At 63.0% G+C, this 16,743-nt stretch carries 11 protein-coding genes and 2 pseudogenes; 4 read left to right on the top strand and 9 right to left on the bottom strand.

Annotated elements, in window-relative coordinates; all coding sequences use genetic code 11:
• Positions 1-79: 79 nt before the first annotated feature.
• Positions 80-2,998: a TonB-dependent receptor gene (locus SPHPHY_RS0104590; protein ID WP_022685523.1), complete on the top strand. Its 2,919-nt coding sequence runs from the start codon at positions 80-82 to the stop codon at positions 2,996-2,998.
• Between the two features lie 114 nt (positions 2,999-3,112).
• Here SPHPHY_RS0104590 and SPHPHY_RS0104585 read toward each other — a convergent pair whose 3' ends face one another.
• From SPHPHY_RS0104585 to SPHPHY_RS0104545, 7 genes and pseudogenes are all read right to left on the bottom strand, one after another.
• Positions 3,113-3,823 carry an IS6 family transposase gene (locus SPHPHY_RS0104585; RefSeq protein ID WP_022685522.1) on the bottom strand — a complete coding sequence of 237 codons (711 nt, stop codon included), beginning with the start codon at positions 3,821-3,823 and terminating at the stop codon, positions 3,113-3,115.
• Between the two features lie 152 nt (positions 3,824-3,975).
• Positions 3,976-4,733 (bottom strand): IS5 family transposase gene (locus SPHPHY_RS21280; RefSeq protein ID WP_156024961.1). Its coding sequence is split into 2 segments (ribosomal slippage): positions 3,976-4,400 and positions 4,400-4,733, totalling 759 coding nucleotides; the frame shifts between segments, so codons are not numbered across the junction.
• Between the two features lie 66 nt (positions 4,734-4,799).
• Positions 4,800-6,044, bottom strand: a pseudogene (locus SPHPHY_RS19295) (methyl-accepting chemotaxis protein); the annotation flags it as partial.
• Between the two features lie 170 nt (positions 6,045-6,214).
• Positions 6,215-6,931, bottom strand: a complete 717-nt coding sequence (locus SPHPHY_RS0104565) for an IS6 family transposase (protein WP_022685520.1) — start codon at positions 6,929-6,931, stop codon at positions 6,215-6,217.
• Positions 6,932-7,071: 140 nt separating this feature from the next.
• Positions 7,072-8,955 carry a glycosyl hydrolase gene (locus tag SPHPHY_RS20870; RefSeq protein WP_051148267.1) on the bottom strand — a complete coding sequence of 628 codons (1,884 nt, stop codon included), beginning with the start codon at positions 8,953-8,955 and terminating at the stop codon, positions 7,072-7,074.
• Between the two features lie 675 nt (positions 8,956-9,630).
• The gene (locus SPHPHY_RS19280) at positions 9,631-10,251 is read right to left on the bottom strand and encodes a Gfo/Idh/MocA family protein (RefSeq protein ID WP_081645239.1); all 621 of its coding nucleotides are present in this window, start codon (positions 10,249-10,251) and stop codon (positions 9,631-9,633) included.
• A 74-nt stretch (positions 10,252-10,325) separates the two neighbouring features.
• A complete protein-coding gene (locus SPHPHY_RS0104545) occupies positions 10,326-11,042 on the bottom strand; it encodes an IS6 family transposase (RefSeq protein WP_022685518.1) in 717 nt (238 codons plus the stop codon).
• A 405-nt stretch (positions 11,043-11,447) separates the two neighbouring features.
• Between SPHPHY_RS0104545 and SPHPHY_RS22455 the strand changes: the two are divergent.
• Positions 11,448-11,642 (top strand): annotated as a pseudogene (locus SPHPHY_RS22455) (IS481 family transposase); the annotation flags it as partial.
• Positions 11,643-11,700: 58 nt separating this feature from the next.
• Here the strand turns inward: SPHPHY_RS22455 and SPHPHY_RS0104540 are convergent.
• Both SPHPHY_RS0104540 and SPHPHY_RS0104535 read right to left on the bottom strand, forming a co-directional pair.
• On the bottom strand, positions 11,701-13,752 hold the full coding sequence (locus SPHPHY_RS0104540) for a TonB-dependent receptor plug domain-containing protein (protein WP_081645237.1): 2,052 nt from the start codon (positions 13,750-13,752) through the stop codon (positions 11,701-11,703).
• Between the two features lie 3 nt (positions 13,753-13,755).
• Entirely contained in the window at positions 13,756-14,274 is a 519-nt protein-coding gene (locus SPHPHY_RS0104535; RefSeq protein ID WP_196802116.1) for a YfiR family protein, read from the bottom strand.
• A gap of 307 nt (positions 14,275-14,581) precedes the next feature.
• On the opposite strand from SPHPHY_RS0104535, the gene SPHPHY_RS0104530 reads away from it, so the two are divergent.
• Entirely contained in the window at positions 14,582-14,908 is a 327-nt protein-coding gene (locus SPHPHY_RS0104530) for a hypothetical protein (RefSeq protein ID WP_022685515.1), read from the top strand.
• A 1-nt stretch (position 14,909) separates the two neighbouring features.
• The gene (locus SPHPHY_RS0104525; RefSeq protein ID WP_022685514.1) at positions 14,910-16,685 is read left to right on the top strand and encodes a methyl-accepting chemotaxis protein; all 1,776 of its coding nucleotides are present in this window, start codon (positions 14,910-14,912) and stop codon (positions 16,683-16,685) included.
• Positions 16,686-16,743 lie beyond the last annotated feature (58 nt).

Raw genomic sequence — 16,743 nt, 5'->3', positions numbered from 1 at the left:
TTCTGTTTGACAGTGTTGCTACGCTCACGATAGCAAGTCGCAACGTTTCGCACTGCGTGCGACAAGAGGGAGAGTGGCGATGAGGCAGCTGCAGCACGGGCGCGGCAAGATTCTGGTCGGGGCGAGCCTGGTCGCCCTCCTCGTCGCCGGGCAGGCCGCGGCGCAGGACGCGACCGCCCCGATCGACGGCACGCAGCAGTCCTCCACCGCTTCGCCCGACCCGCAGGCGGTGCTGTCCGACCCGTCGCAGCAGCCCGGCGAGACTGGCCAGCCCGACGGACCCCTGACGACCGGCGGCGACATCGTCGTGCGCGGCGTCCGCGGCAGCCTGCTCCGCTCGATCCAGGCGAAGCGCAACGCCGACACAATCGTCGACGCCATCTCTTCCGAGGAGCTCGGAAAATTCCCTAACCGCAACGTCGCCGAGGCGCTCGCCAACATTCCAGGCGTAACCGTCGGTCGCGACGGCCGCGGCGAGGGGCGCGACATCACCGTGCGCGGGCTCGGCTCCAACTTCGCGATTACAACCCTCAACGGCCGCATCCTGCCGACTGACGGCACCGACCGCTCGTTCCAGTTCGACGTGCTGCCCTCGGAGATCATATCGGGTGCCGAGGTGAAGAAGGCGGTGCGCGCGTCCGAACTGGAGGGCAGCATCGGCGGCAACGTCGACCTGCGCACCGCGCGCCCGCTCGACCGTCCCGGCTTCCACGCCTCGGCCGCGCTCGAGGGCCAGTATAACGATCTGGTCGACAAAGGCGGCTACAGGGCCAGCGGTGTCGTCAGCACCACCTTCGCCGACGACACGATGGGGTTGCTGGTCGGTGCCAGCTACAACAAGTACAAGTTCCGCACCGACAATCTCGGCGAATATTCGATCACCGACGGGACCGAGGCGGGCTATGGCCTCGACTTCAACCGCGATGGCAAGGTCGACCCGAACGCCGCCGGCCCGGCCTACATCTGGCCCGATTATTACAGCGTCGGCTATGTCTCGGGCGAGCGCGAGCGGATCGGCGCGGCGGGCGCTTTCCAGTGGAAGCCGTCGAGCCGCTTCGAGCTGACCATCGACGGCGTCTACAGCCACTTCGACGTCACCCAGCACAATTATCGCTCGTCGAACTATCTCAACCCGCTCGGCGACGACGGCTCGCCGCGCTGGGACCCGGCATCGATCCAGGTCGACCGCAACAACGTGGTCACCGGCTTCGCGATCAACGACCTCGTATCAGAGGTGCTGACCACCGACGAGCCTCGGCAGAGCCAGACTTATCAGATCGGCGGCCGGATCGATTGGCGCCCTGTCGATCAGCTCAAGCTCGCTTTCGACGGCTATTACGGCAAGGCGACCAACGCCACCGGCGGGCGCAATCGCTTCGTCGTCGCCGGCGTCCCCAGCGCCTCGGCGACTTTCGCGACGCGCGACAACGGCCTGCCGGATCTCGCCATCACGCTGCCGGGCGGGCGTACGATCGACCAGGCCACCAACGACGACTATCGCGCGCACTATATCGGCATCCAGGGGCAGGACGTCTCGGACGAGATCAAGAGCGCGAAAGTAGACGGCGAGTATCGCGTCGACAACGGCGTCTTCAAGGCGATCAGCTTCGGCGCCGCCTGGACAGACCGGCGCAAGAACGTCACCACCGTCGACAATCAATATACCACCTCGTGCAACTATTGCGGATATCCGTTCACCTTCGGGCAGATCGGCGCGGACGTCGTGCGTCCCGGGCAGGCGAATATCCTCGACAAGCTGCCGGGCAATTTCCCGCGCAACTTCCCGAATTTCGACATCGACACCTATCTCGCCGCGCTGCCGCGTGCGGACACCAACCCGGCGGTGCTCAACCCGAACAGCTGCCTCGACTCCAGCGGCGCGACGGTCGAGGGCTGTGCGCTATCGCCCTACCCCGCCGGCTATTCGACCCAGATCATCCAGGACGATCTGCCCGCCTCCTATCGCATCCGCGAGCGCACCTGGGCGGGCTACGTCCAGTTCAACCTCGCCGGCGAGCGCTGGCGCGCCGACATCGGCGGGCGACTGGTCGCCACCAAGGTGTCGTCGGTGGGTTACGGCGCCTCGATCGCGACGATCATCCCGCGCGCGGGCACGCAGGACAATGCGGTGGCGTTCAACCCGGTCGAGCCGATAACGGGCGGCGGCGACTATCTGCGGCTGCTGCCCGCCGCGAACTTCGCCTATGATCTCTCCGATGGACTGCGCGTGCGGCTCGCGGCGTCGCAGGCAATCTCGCGCCCGACCTTCGCCGAGCTGTCGCCGGCCAAGGACGCCACTTCCGCGCAGTCAGGCACCTATATCATCTACGACGCGGGCAATCCGAACCTGAAGCCTACCGAAGCCAACCAGCTCGACCTCTCGCTCGAATATTATCCGTCCAACCGCCTCGCGCTGACCGCGGCCGCCTTCTACAAGCATATCACCAACTTCGTCTCGACCGTGCCTGTCGACGTAGTGGTCACGCCGACCGCGCAGCCCAGCAACCAGCAGCAGAACTTCGACTTCGTCGAATATCAGGTGCGCAACGGCGACAGTGCCGACGTTTACGGCGTCGAGCTTGGCGGGCAGTATTTCCTCGACAATGGCTTGGGCGTGCAGGCCAACCTGACCTACAATCGCTCACGCGCGACCTCGGGCGATGTCACCACCGACCTGCCGGGTGCAATCCCCTTCTCCGCCAACGGCAAATTGTTCTACGAGAACCATGGGATCGGCGCGCAAGTGTCGTACAGCTTCCAGTCGCGCTTCACCTACGCGCAGTCGGGCAACCTCGGCTATCTGCCGGTGAAGGAGGATCCTTATCACGAGGTCTCGACGACCCTGTCCTATGACCTCAATAGCCATCTCACCGTCTATGCGCAGGGCTCGAACCTGCTTGGCCAAGCGGTCAAGCGCTTTAACGACCTGCGCAACGTCCCGAACTTCTATGAATATTCGGGCCGGGCGTTCTTCTTCGGGGTGCGAGGCCGGCTGTGATCGAAATGAGTAAAGAAGCGATGCAGATCGAGCGCTGACGTGCACGAGGTGGGTGCTGTCAGTCTAATGCGAACCGCTCTCCACACGATGCAGGTCGACCTTTGACGGCTGCACTCAGCTGACGAGCGCCTGCCACTCCGCCAGCGCGGCGAAGCGTCGTTCCCGGTAGGTTTGTCGATCGATGAGGTGGCGCTCCAGGCTGAAGTGGTTGTGGACGTTGGCGTGGACGGATGCGAATTTTTGCAGCGTCTCCATCTGCCGGAAGCGAGGCATCGCTCGCTCTCGTCGAAGCGGCAGATGGCTGTTCTCCATCCGGTTGTTCGCCCACCGGCCGACCTCCTGCTTCTTGGCGTTGCCCAGTTCGTTCATCGCAGCGCGATAGCTGCGAAGACCATCGGTGGTGATCACCTCGGGCGAGCCGTGGCGCTTCAGCGCCTTCTTCATGAACGCGAGTGCGGCTGCCTTGTCGCGGAATTTGGTCGCGTAGCTTTCCAGCACCTCGCCCTCGTGATCGACGGCACAGAGGTAGATCATCTCGCCGTTCAGCTTCACGTACATCTCGTCCAGGTGCCAGCGCCAGTGACGAAAGCCGCGCATCCGGCTTACCCGCTGCCGGCGGATGTCGCCGGCGAACAGGGGGGCGAACCTGTTCCACCACAGCCTGACCGTCTCGTGGCAGATGTCGATCCCGCGCTCGAATAGCAGGTCCTCCACGTTCCGCAGGCTCAGCGGGAACCGCACGTACATCACCACCACCAGTCGGATGACCTCGGGCGACGAGTTGAAGCAGCGAAATGGCGAGGCTGGCTTGCGCGGACGGGGCATGGCCCGCCCTACCCCACCCAAGTTACTAGCCGGTGCATTTGGTTTGACGGTGCCTCGGACATCAAACGTCGTTTCGGCGTGCCGATACGCTTCCGCTCTTTTAACGCCGCAAGCGCTGCCGCGACTTCGCCGCTAGGGTCAGGACTCATTGGTCATAGCCAGAAGATGACTGTGGCCGCGAGGGCGACGGCGGAGAGGAAGACCGTTGGGCATCGGTCGTAGCGTGTGGCGACGCGGCGCCAATCTTTTAGGCGGCCGAACATGATCTCGATGCGGCTGCGGCGCCGGTAGCGCCGCTTGTCGTACCTGACCGGCTCGTTGCGCGATCTACGGCCCGGGATGCAGGGCTGGATGCCCTTGGCTTCCAGGGCGTCCCTGAACCAATCCGCATCATAACCGCGATCACCAAGCAGCCATTGCGCCTTTGGCAGATCGTCGAGCAGAGCTGCCGCGCCGGTGTAGTCGCTGACCTGCCCGGCGGTCATGAAGAAGCTCAAGGGCCGCCCATCCGCATCGCTGACGGCATGCAACTTGGTGTTCATACCGCCTTTCGTGCGGCCGATCAGGCGGCCGAGATCCCCTTTTTAACCCGCAGGCTCGATGCCGTGCGGTGTGCCTTCAGGTAAGTCGCGTCGATCATGACTGTTTTCGGCACGGCCTCCGCTGACGCCAGACCCTCCATCATGCGCAGGAAAACGCCCCGTTCACCCCAGCGCTTCCACCGGTTGTACAGCGTCTTGTGCGGACCATACGCGCTCGGTGCATCACACCAGCGCAGTCCGTTGCGATTGACGAAGACGATGCCACTCAGCACCCGTCGGTCATCGACCCGCGGCTTGCCATGGCTCTTGGGGAAGTACGGCTGCAGGCGCGCCATCTGCTCATCCGTCAACCAGTACAGGTCGCTCATCCACGCTCTCCTCACGGGGCCTGAATCAGATCGCGGCGCTCACATCAATGGGTCCTGACCGTAGGCGGATAGGCGATCCGCCTCTTCGGCGAGACTGCGCGCGGCGGCGGTTGCCTCTTCCACCATCGCGGCGTTCTGCTGCGTCACCCCGTCCATCTCGGAGACGGCGGTGTTGACCTGTTGCAGCCCGGTCGCCTGATGCTCCGCAGAGGTGGCGATCGTCGAGACGAGCGCGCTGATCTCGCCGATGCGCGCGATAATCCGCTGTAGCGCCCTGCCGGTTTCGCTGACCAACGCGACACCTGCGTCGACCTGCTTGGCGGACGCGTTGATTTTTTCCTTCACGTCCTTCGCGGCGTCGGCCGAGCGTTGCGCCAGTGCGCGGACTTCGCTGGCGACGACCGCGAAGCCCCTGCCAGCCTCGCCGGCGCGTGCTGCCTCGACGCCCGCGTTGAGCGCGAGCAGGTTGGTCTGGAAGGCGATGCCGTCGATAACGCCGATGATCTCGCTGATTTCCGACGACGAACGCTCGATCCCGCCCATGGCATCGACCGCGCGGCTGACGACTTCGCCCGAGCTTTCGGCTTCGGCACGTGCCTCACCGACAGCAGTGTTGGCCCGGCGTGCGTCGGCTGCGGTGCTGCGGACGGTGCCGGTAATCTCGTCCATCGCGGCAGCGGTTTCCTCGAGCGAAGCCGCCTGCTGCTCGGTGCGTTGCGACAGGTCGTCGGAGGCTTGCCGGATATCGGCCGCCCCACTGTTAATCCCGTTCGTTGCGGCGGCCACTGCGCCGATCGCGTCTGATACGGCCAACATCGCACGGTTGAAGTTTTCCCGAAGTGCTTCGTAGTCGGCGCCGAACGGCTTCTCGATACGGTGCGTAAGGTCGTTGTCAGCGAGCAGCCCAAGCCCTTGTCCAAGCGCTTCTACCACCATGCGCTGGGCGGCGGCTGAAGCCGCGATGGCCTGGCCGTTGTCGCGAAACACTTCCATCGCCTTGGTCATGCGACCGACACAATCCTTCATGTGCGTGTAACGGATCGTGCTTGTATAGTCGCCACGAGCCAGTTCCTCCATCCGCACGACGGTGTTCACATAAGGATCGCAGACCAGCACACGCGAAACGGCTGCAACAAGCGCGATAAGCGCGACGACGCACACGACGATCCCAAACGCGATCGCTCCCGAAAGATACCCTGTCGCCAGGCCACCCGTCGCCGCCAGCGCCGCTCCGCCCAGGCTGGTGTAGGCGATCCCCAACGCCATAAACTTGGTTCTGATCGGTGCTCTGTCGCGAAACCAGGCGATCATCTTGCTGCCCCTCACTGGAACCGCCCACCTTTTGCGGCCTCAATGATATGTAATAGATATATGTCAAGAACGGCCTAAGTCACGATGCCACTGTTATCTTCTGGCTGGGTGCTGTCAGTCTAACGCGAACCCGTCTCTACACGATGCAATTCGGTCTTTGAGGGCGGCGTTCAGCTGACGAGCGCCTGCCACTCCGCCAGTGCGGCGGAGCGTCGTTCCCGATAGGTCTGTCGATCGATGAGGTGGCGCTCCAGGCTGAAGTGGTTGTGGACGTTGGCGTGGACAGAGGCGAACTTCTGCAGCGTCTTCATCTGCCGGAACCGCAACATCGCCCTCTCTCGTCGTCGGAACGGCAGGTGGCTGTTCTCCACCCGGTTGTTCGCCCAGCGAGCGGTCTCCTGCTTCTCGGCGTTGCCAAGCTCGTTCATCGCTGCGCGGTAGCTGCGCAGGCCATCGGTGGTGATCGCCTCCGGTGAGCCGTGGCGCTTCAGCGCCTTCTTCATGAAGGCAAGCGCCGCTGCCTTATCGCGGGTGCGGGTGACGTAGCTTTCCAGCACCTCACCCTCGTGATCCACCGCCCGCCACAGGTAGACCATCTCGCCGTTCAGCTTCACGTACATCTCATCCAGGTGCCAGCGCCAATGTCGGAAGCCGCGCATCCGGCTTACCCGCTGCCGACGGATGTCGCCCGCAAACAGCGGACCGAACCTGTTCCACCACAACCGCACAGTCTCATGGCAGATGTCGATCCCGCGCTCGAACAGCAGATCCTCGACGTTTCGCAAACTTAGCGGAAAGCGCACGTACATCAGCACTACCAGCCGGATCACCTCCGGCGACGAGTTGAAGTAGCGGAACGGAGAGGCTGGCTTGCGCGGGCGGGGCATGCTCCCGCCCTACCCCACCATCACCCATTTACCAGCAGGTGCATTTGGTTTGACGATGCCCGGGCGGGGCATGTTCCGGCCCCACCCCAGCATCACCTAATTGCAGCCATTGTGATTGGTTTAGCGGAACCCGTGGCGGATCAGTTTAAGCCGAAGCTGCCGTCATAGAACGTGAGTTGATCGGCGGTGACGCCTTGCACCAGGATTGTGTCGCCCAGACCAAGGTCGATTAGCGTGCCGCCGCTGACGCTGCTCAGTGACGGAGCCGCGTCGAAGTGCCAGGAGCTGATGTCGATGCTGTCGCCCCACGCGAAGTCGACGATCACGTCCTTGCCCGAACCCTTGGCAAACGCGAAGACGTCCGCGCCGCCGTCGCCCCACAGCATGTCGTTACCAGCGCGGCCGATGATGACGTTGTCCAGCGCGTTGCCGTGCATGACGTTGGCCAGCTCGTTGCCCGTAGCGTTGATCGCCGATCCGGTCAGGGTCAGGTTCTCGACGTTCCGGGCCAGCGTATAGTTGATCGACGAGAAGACTGTGTCCACACCGCCCCGTCCGGCACTGTTGAACTCGCGTACCAGGTCGCCGACATTGTCGACCACGAAGGTGTCGTTGCCCATGCCGCCGTACAGCGTGTCGGCTGCGGTCCCGCCGTCCAGGTAGTCATCGCCCTCGGCACCCTCGAGCCGGTCATTTCCCCCGCCGCCATACAGCTTGTCGTCACCAGCCCAGCCCTTCAGCAAGTCGTTGCCGTCCAGACCCGACAGCGTGTCGCCGAAGTTGGTGCCGTACAGGTGGTTGTTCAGAGCGTTGCCAGTGCCCTCGCTCGCCCCGGTCACCAGGAACAAGTTCTCAACATAGTCGCCTATTGTATAATCAACCTCGGCAAAGACCGTATCCACGCCTTCACCGTCGCGCTCGATCACGCGGTCGCTGCGATCGTCTACGACATAGGTGTCGTTGCCGGTGCCGCCCACCAAGGCGTCGGCGCCGTTGCCGCCGTCCAGCCGATCGTCGCCTGCACCGCCGTACATCTCGTCGTTGCCCGCCGCACCGAAAAGGTCATTGTTGCGCGCGTTGCCCGTGATGACGTTGTCGAGCGCGTTGCCCGATCCGCGGATCGCCGCGCCGGTGAGCGTCAGCGCCACGTCGCTGTCACCAAGTGCGCGATCAGTGGCAGAGACGATCGTGGCAGATATCCTATCCAGCATCGTCAGGTATGCGGCGGCTGCGTTCCTGTACTGCCCGCTGCTCAAGTCGCCCTTGAATGCCGCGTTTGACTCCCAGTAGTTCTGGTAGACCATGTCATGGTCGGCCATCCACTGCATGGCTAGCGTCACGAATTGCGGATTGTCGCTGTTCAGACCCCATTCGCCGATCGCGGTCTGCTTGCCGTGGGCAGCGGCGAAATCCTGCTGCCATTGCAGACCATATCGCTGCTCAATCATCCAGTCGAATGCTCGCGCACCATCCTTGTCGTGCCAGGCAGTGTTGTAATACATGTCCACGCCGATCACATCGACGTAATTGTCGCCGGGGTAGGCGGCCTCAGGGTTCATGTCCCACGTGTCCATCGCGGGGCACCACTCGAACACAAACTTGTCCGAAACGCTGCGCGCAATGTCGACGAATTTACGGAAGGCCGCAACATAACCGTCTGTATTCCCGACCGCGGATGAGGAGTTCCAATTCTTACCGTTAAACTCCCAGCCCAACCGGACGTAGATCTGACTATCGCCTTCGGAAGAAGCTGCTAATTTTTTGGCCATTTCCAGGAACTTGGCGTCATACTTGCCCGCACCGGCCTGGCCAAGCGTCGCGCCGTACGGGATCAGCGGTATCGACCACATGATCGACACGTCCTGCTCTGCGAACATGTCCGCCTGCCACTTGACCGACGAGAGCCAGTCGCTCCAGCCCGCCGTGCCGCCATGAAGCTGGACCGCGTCGATCCGGCCGCCGGCCCACGATTGATCACCCAAGTAATCGAAAACGCTGAAAGCGTTGTAGATCGACGTCAACATGTTGATTCACTTCCCTCCCGCGCCTGCTATCCCCCGATAACAAGCCTCACCCCACGACCGGCCTTATAGTCGCGGCCTGAGACAGGTTAACCATATCTGCGGCGGTTGAGCGCTTGTATGCTTCCATCTGGCGCGCATCTGCAGCCAAGGGCCGGGCCTGCGTGCAGGATCGTGGATCGGGCGGAAAAGATACCTCTACCCCCATAGCCGGGGCCAGCGCGGGTTGCGCCCCGGTCATGCGACAACGGCTGTACATCTAATTGAACGCTTGTCGTTGGGTTGATGATTCAGGAGGGTGCTGTCAGTCTAACTCCAACTGCTCGCCACACAATCCAGTTCGGTCTTTAACGGCGACCTTCAGCTGACGAGCGATTGCCGCTCCGCCGACGCGGCGGCGCATGATTCACGCTGCGTATGTCCATCGATTGGGGTTCATCCCAGACTGATGGGATTGTCGAAGTGCTGCCAAAGCAACTCCCCACATTTGATCGATGGCGGGTTTCAACCTCTAATATGACCAGTTCACAGCACCGACGGCATAGCAGAAATAGCTTAAGTGCTCGACTCTGCCCACCCTGCACGGCTCTGGCAAGCGTCAATACATTGATTTGACAAGACCACGCCAACCCACCACAGCCCCTTTCCTAATCAGTGCATTTGGTCTGACGGCCCCGATCATCGCATTGTGCCGTCCGGAGCAAGCATCACCGTTTTTCCTGCTGCCGCTGCGGCATAGATGGCTTCGATCAACCGCAGATCACGTAAGCCCATCTCCCCGGGCGTGCGAATGGCGGCGTTGTCGCGAACCGCATCCGCGAAGTGGTCGAGCTGGCCCGCGAACTGGCCGCCAGGATCGCCTGGCGTGAGTTCGCGGGCGTTGCGACCTTCGATGCGCATCTTATGCCCCGAGTAGCCGGTCGCCGGATCCATGATGAGAACGCCATCAGTGCCCCGCACGTGCGCGAAATTGGTACCGGCAGAATCGTAGGACGTCGCCAGGTGCGCAACGGCCCCCGACGGGAACCGCCACTGTGATGCGACATGGGCAAAGATTTCTGCAAAGCGCGGATCGCCTGCGGGTCGGAAGGCGGTGGCGCTGATGCTCTCCGGCATCTCGCCGATCAGGTAGAGCGCAGATTGCAGCCCATAGATGCCATAATCTTCCAGCGGACCGCCGCCTGCCAGCGCTCGGCTCGCTCGCCAGTTTTCTCCTGGGCCGGTCGGTCCCATGCGATAGGACTGCTCAGTGCGAACAAGCCGAATGTCACCAACCGCCCCTGCCTTCATCAGCTTCATGGCTTCGACGGGTGCTGTCAGTCTAATGCGAACCGCTCTCCACACGATGCACGTCGGTCTTTGAAGGTCGCAGCCTAGCTGGCAAGCACCTGCCACTCCGCCAGCGCGGCGGAGCGTCGTTCGCGGTAGGTCTGTCGATCGATGAGGTGGCGCTCCAGGCTGAAGTGGTTGTGGACGTTGGCGTGGACAGAGGCGAACTTCTGCAGCGTCTTCATCTGCCGGAACCGCTGCATTGCCCGCTCTCGTCGTCGGAACGGCAGGTGGCTGTTTTCCACCCGGTTGTTCGCCCAGCGAGCGGTCTGCTGCTTATCGGCGTTGCCAAGCTCGTTCATCGCTGCGCGGTAGCTGCGCAGGCCATCGGTGGTGATCGCCTCGGGCGAACCATGCCGCTTCAACGCCTTTTTCATGAACGCGAGTGCGGCTGCCTTGTCGCGGCTTTTGGTGACGTAGCTTTCCAGCACCTCACCCTCGTGATCGACAGCGCGCCACAGGTAGACCATCTCGCCGTTCAGCTTCACGTACATCTCGTCCAGGTGCCAGCGCCAGTGACGAAAGCCGCGCATCCGGCTTACCCGCTGCCGGCGGATGTCGCCGGCGAACAGCGGGCCGAACCTGTTCCACCACAATCTGACCGTCTCGTGGCAGATGTCGATCCCGCGCTCGAACAGCAGGTCCTCCACGTTCCGCAGGCTCAGCGGGAAGCGCACGTACATCAGCACCACCAGCCGGATCACCTCAGGCGACGAGTTGAAGTAGCGAAACGGGCTGGCTGGCTTGCGCGGGCGTGGCATGGCCCGCTCTACCCCAGCATCACCCGATTACCAGCAGGTGCATTTGGTTTGACGATGCCACGGCGGACGCTCCCCAAAAGACGCGCGGATTCATACGGGCTTCGATCATACCCGTCGTTTAACGCCACCTGACCGAGATGGCTAACGCGGGGCAGAAGACCAGCCCTTGTCGGGGCACTAGCGGCGAGCGGGTGAAGCGATCTGCAGCACCGACTTCTGCACGCCTAGTCAGTTCGGCCCACCCGATATGTCCGAACAGGTCGGGTCGGACGATCTCGCGCATGTAGACCTTGGCCGAGCGGTAGGCGTCTGGTTCGAATGGAAAGCAAACGGTGCGTCACTCGCTAGGTGTTTGATCCCACGGTTTGATGGTGCGATCCTCTTTTTGGAATGGAAGGGATCCGTATGGGACAGGTACGTCATGGGTGCGCCACGACCACGCACGCCGTCCGAGCAGCAATACAGCGATCGCAAGCTTCGCTCGCGACGCTGAGCCGTGAGTTGGGGATCAACCCGAAGACGGTGGCGAAGTGGCGTAAAAGGGCAACCGTAGAGGATCTGAAGACCGGGCCGAAGGCCCCTCGTTCAACGACCTTGTCCGAGGCGTATCTGACATGATCGTCACGCCGCAGGACGGTCTGGCACCGCCCGGCGATCTTTAGAGCCGGGCACTAACGCCCACGCGTATGCGACGATCAGCTGGGATGGGCGAGGCATAAACACCTCGTGCCGCGCTCAGGTTCTCACCGGCCACATAGATTTCGACCCGTGTTCCCATCGCACGTGTCAGCTTGGCGTCGACGCTGATCGACGCTGGAACCTCGATTGAAATGAGGTTTGTATCCGGCAGGAAGCTACTCTGGCGGCTGGACGTCGCCAGATGTGTCATTACAGCGGCGGACCATGTGTCATTCGCGTAATCCGCGGTTACGTTAGCGCGGTGGCGCGGCGTCGCCGCCTTGGGGAACAGCGCGTAATAAGCAGCATCACGGTTTGCGGGGATGTTCTCGTCAACCCGGGTAAGACTGTAATTGGCCGACCAGCCGATTTTGGACTGGACGCGCCCGCTTGCCGCCAGCTCGATACCCTGGCTGGTATAGGCACCGACATTGGCGAAGCGGGCGACAGCCACTGGCTCGGGCGTAAACGCCAGCGTCACATCGACCGCGCCCCCGGGCGAGGCGATCAACCGGTCGACCCGGGTGTAGAACAAGGTCACATCCATGCGCAGCCCTGAGCCGAAGCCCTGCGAATAGCCTGCTTCCAGGCTGTCCACCTGCACGGGCAACAAGCGAGGATCGCCGACGAGGTAGACCGGTACCGGGACGTCAGGCGCCGGAATAGCGACGTGAAGGCCAAGGTCGATCAGCGACGGGAGCTGCAACCCGCGCCCGCCATTGACGCGCAAGCGACCGGTCTCACCGATCTGCACCGAACCTGCGACGTTGAAGCTGACCGGCGTGATGGTACGGTCATAGGCCGCGGTCGGGTCGATCTGCGGCGCAAGGATTGCCCCGCCCTGCTTCAGCCACAGGCTGTCGACCCGTGCCGCGCCGGTCAGCGCCACCCGATCAGTCGGATGCAAATCGAGCATCCCGCTGAGCGCTGCGACCTTGTAGCCAATCCGCATCGAGTACAGCCGCTCGGATGACAGCTGACTGTCGCGATATTCTACGCCGACGCGGGCGCTGCCGATTGCGCCCAGTCGTACCAGAGCGGAGCCCGCGCTGACCGATATACGGTTGCGCGCGCGCAGGTCCGCGACGGCGCTATACGGATCGGTGACCGGAGTGGTGACGCCATAATCGGCCTGCAGCCAGTTCGTGTAGCTGCGCGCGCTTAGGCTGCCCCAAGACGTGTCGTGATTGACCAGCACGCCCAACGTCTGGTTGCGGAACCGCTGTTCGGTGAGAATCTGACTGGGAAGGAACTCGAGCTGGCGGTTACCGCCAAGTCCGCCATTCAGCTCTATGGACGTCCGGGCCCCGGCTTGAACGAACAACGTCCCGCTGAGTTGGTCGGCTCCGACGCCGCGCGTAAAGGGCGGCTGGTAGAGGCGCGACGGGATCCGGCGTTCGTCTTCCTCCTGATGCCCGGCCGACAAGCGTAAACCGATATCGGGAGTCAGCGGCAGCGCGGCCGTTGCGCTCAGCCGCGCATAGCCGTGCGTTCCGCCCTCAGCGCGCGCAGCGAAGCGCGTGTCGGTGCCCGAACGCTTCGTGACGATATTGACGACGCCGCTCGCTGCGTTGAACCCGAATAAGGCGCTTGCCGGCCCGCGTACGAGCTCGATCTGCTGAATCTCATCGAGCTGGACACCCAGAAGATTCCAGTTCGTCATGCCGTAATGGTCAAGGTACACCTGCCTGCCATCAACGAGCACCAGCAGGCGCGCATTATAGGTTTGCACACCACCGCGGATCGCCACGTCACTTTGACCGGCTGTCCAGCGGTTCACGTCGACGCCCACCTGCGCCTTCAACAGATCGGGGACGTTTCTTGCGGGCGAGCGGGCGATCTCTTCACTGGTGATGATTGTGACCGAGGCAGGCGCTTCTGTAGCGCGCTGTGGCTTACCTGTTACGCTGGTGGTGATGGGCTCGCCGAATGCTTCATTTAAGGCAGCATAGTCTACAATCTGCGCATCGACCCCGACGGCGGGCGCGACGACGGCCAGCGTGGAGGCTAGCAGGATTCGGAACGAGCGCACGGATCAGATTTCCTTCACGAGCATGAGGAACGCCGAGCCAAAGCGGATCCTGCTTCGCCGCGCGGCCTCCCTACTCACGACGATCTGCGTCTTAGCACCTTCGGAAATGCCCACGACGCATCGGCCCGCCACGACGCAGCCAGTGTCCGACGTTATCGTCAGGATCGCCTGAGCGCTGGCGGTCTCGGCAAGTTCGCTTTGATAATTGCGCAATCCGGAGGTGACGAAGGCGGCGCGAGATCCCGACAGTTGCGACAGGTTCGACACCGGCACACGCCGCGTGCGGATCGACGCTTGACCGCTGACCGAACTGCGCGCCAGTGCGTGCTCCATCTCGGAAGCTTCGAACTCTGAACCGGCATTTCCGACTTGATAGACGATGGCAACCGGGATGATCCCCGAGGGAGCTGGCTGTACGAACGACATGACGCGCGCCGCGACCGGCACGTTGAGCGTCGCCGAAGCGGCCGGCGCTAGCAGTGATAAAACGCAAACGGCGGTGATCAGTAAACGTTGCTTCACGGACGTTCCCATCAGTTCCAAGCCCGTGGCACCGTGCTCGTCTTCAAAACCGATTAATCGACACTCATAAACAAAACCCTGTGATCGCTGACCTTTCGTAGCGCGGTGCGGCGGCTTGGCCGGTGCAGGCGCTTACAGCGGCATTCTTCGGTTACTGAAGGCGGGTCGACCATATCTAGCGCTGACCTGACGACCGGTCAGTTTGCACCTCTCGGGCGTGCGAGAGCCGCGGGTCAACATACTTCCCTGTTAACCAGATGGTGAGGCCCCCCCCGTACGCCGTGAGCGCAACGACGGGAATTTACAGGTGCGCGCCTCTTTCATCGCGACTGCCAGCATCGTGATTGTCAGCCTATCCGCCCCGACGGCGGCGGAGCTCAACGTACCCGTTGCGGCGCGGGTCATCTCCTTCCTCCAACTGCCGCCATCGGGATCGATTCAGAGCGCCGCGCAGCAGCTCGCGCTGTTGCGGGTGAACGATGCACTGGGGATCGATGCGCGGCTGGGCTACCGTTTCTCTCCGCACGTCGCCGCCTATATCGCGGCGGAGAACCTCACGCTCGCAGGCGGGGTCGCCGGCTCGCCGATCCCGGCGGATCGCCGCATCCGCACCGGCCTGCGGCTGAACCTCTGACATGATCGCAGCACTGGCAGACTGGATAGAACGTCGCGCCCGGCTGGCGGATCGTCCACTCGCCACCAAGGTGGCGGCGACCCCTTTACTGATGCTGGGATTGTTCGTCGCGGTCGCGGTGCTGAGCGCGGCCGCATTGCTGGTCGCGGACCGCAACGTGAGCGGGATCGTGCGCGGCGACATGCACGACGTAGGACGGCTGAACGCAATTGAGCGCAATTTCGGAGCGAACGACTCGCGCGTCTATCGTCTGCTCGTCACGAAAGCCGCAAATCCAGCGTTTGACGTGTCTCGCGATACCGCGGCGATCAAAGACGGCCTGACGCAGGTTCGCGCTGACCTGCTCACCTATCTGGCCGGTCACCCGACCGATCGCGTTACGATTGACCGCGCTGTCGCGGTGCTGGATCGCTATCGCGAAACCGTCGCGGTCATCACGTCGATGCTCGAACTCGATTTCGGGAGCAGCGCGGCCATGATCGCACCCTTCCGAGCGCATGCGGCTCTGGTTGAGCAACGTATCAGGCAGGTGTCCGAGGCGGGGGTCGCACATGCCGATGCCAGCGCCGCCGAAGCGGTGTTCACAACGCGCGTCACAATCCTGCTGATTCTTATTATGTCGGCCGTGGCGATCCTACTCGGGCTGAGCTTCGCATATGTCATCAGCCGGTCGACGGTGCGGTCGATCACCGACATCGCCGGCGCGACGCGCGCGGTCATGCATGGCGAGAATCATCTGGACCTGTCCTCCTACCAGCGACGCGACGAGTTCGGCCTGATGGTCACTGCATTGCAGACCTTCCAGACGCAGCGTGACACGGCACGGCAGCTCGAGCGTCAGGCGGCGGCGTTGCGCGACCAAGCGCAGGAGCGCGAGCAGCGCAACGCGACGGCGATCCGCCGTACCGAGGATGAGGCGGAGCAGCAACGACGCGCGATCATGGCGCAGCTCGCCAGTTCCTTCGAGGACCGGGTGGCAGGCGCGATCCGCGAGGCGCAGCGCGCGATGGTGCATCTCGATCATCATGCCGAGATCTTGTTGTCGTCCGCCGGTACGGAGCAACAGCTCGCGCGGGACCTCGACGTGATTGCGCTCCAGCTTACCGAGGAGATGCGGGAGGCGAACGAAGCCACGCAGCGGATGGCATGCGCGTTCACCAGCATCGATACGGAGGTGGCAGGAACCAGCCGGGCGGCCCGCTCGATAAATGAACATGCGGTCAACGCGCGGAGCGCGGTCGCGCAGACCCAGGCGCAGGCGGAATCGATCGAGCAGATCGTCGACGTCATCGATGCTATCGCGCAGCAGACAAACCTGCTCGCGCTCAACGCCACGATTGAGGCGGCACGGGCGGGGCAATACGGCGCGGGCTTCGCGGTGGTCGCGACCGAGATCAAGTCGCTTTCCAGCCGCACGAGCATCTCGACCAACGACGCACGCGCGAAGATCGACGCGGTTCAGGAGCAGATCGAGGCGGTCGTTGATGGCACCGACAGTCTTAACAACCTGATCGCCGACCTAGATACGGTCGCGCAGAACGTCGTCGGGATGACGCGCGGTCAAACCTCCTCGGTCCGCCACCTGGACGCACTATTGGAAAGCGTGCGCGAGCGCAGCCGCCGGCTGGCAGAGGCGAGCAAGCAGATTTCGTCCGCCGCGGAGGAAAATGTCGCATCGGTCCATCGCTTTCGAGAGAACAGCCACCTGCTCGGCAGCGCGCTGAGCCTGCTTGGCAAGGATGCACAATCGTTCACACGTGAATTGCAAGGCGGTTGATTAAAGAGCGCTTTTACGAAGATGATGACCCATTAGCGGTCACTCAAGCCCTCCCGCC

The sequence above is a fragment of the Sphingomonas phyllosphaerae 5.2 genome (genome assembly GCF_000419605.1).
In the GTDB taxonomy this organism is placed as follows: domain Bacteria; phylum Pseudomonadota; class Alphaproteobacteria; order Sphingomonadales; family Sphingomonadaceae; genus Sphingomonas; species Sphingomonas phyllosphaerae_B.
This window is presented reverse-complemented; position numbering and strand designations above follow the sequence as displayed.

What these genes read in the sequence shown, in the direction of transcription:
- SPHPHY_RS0104525 (WP_022685514.1), top strand. Translation starts at nt 14,910, where the DNA reads ATGATCGCAGCACTGGCAGACTGGATAGAACGTCGCGCCCGGCTGGCG.
- SPHPHY_RS20870 (WP_051148267.1), bottom strand. Translation starts at nt 8,955, where the DNA reads ATGTTGACGTCGATCTACAACGCTTTCAGCGTTTTCGATTACTTGGGT.
- SPHPHY_RS0104545 (WP_022685518.1), bottom strand. Translation starts at nt 11,042, where the DNA reads ATGCCACGCCCGCGCAAGCCAGCCAGCCCGTTTCGCTACTTCAACTCG.
- SPHPHY_RS0104565 (WP_022685520.1), bottom strand. Translation starts at nt 6,931, where the DNA reads ATGCCCCGCCCGCGCAAGCCAGCCTCTCCGTTCCGCTACTTCAACTCG.
- SPHPHY_RS0104590 (WP_022685523.1), top strand. Translation starts at nt 80, where the DNA reads ATGAGGCAGCTGCAGCACGGGCGCGGCAAGATTCTGGTCGGGGCGAGC.
- SPHPHY_RS0104585 (WP_022685522.1), bottom strand. Translation starts at nt 3,823, where the DNA reads ATGCCCCGTCCGCGCAAGCCAGCCTCGCCATTTCGCTGCTTCAACTCG.
- SPHPHY_RS19280 (WP_081645239.1), bottom strand. Translation starts at nt 10,251, where the DNA reads ATGAAGCTGATGAAGGCAGGGGCGGTTGGTGACATTCGGCTTGTTCGC.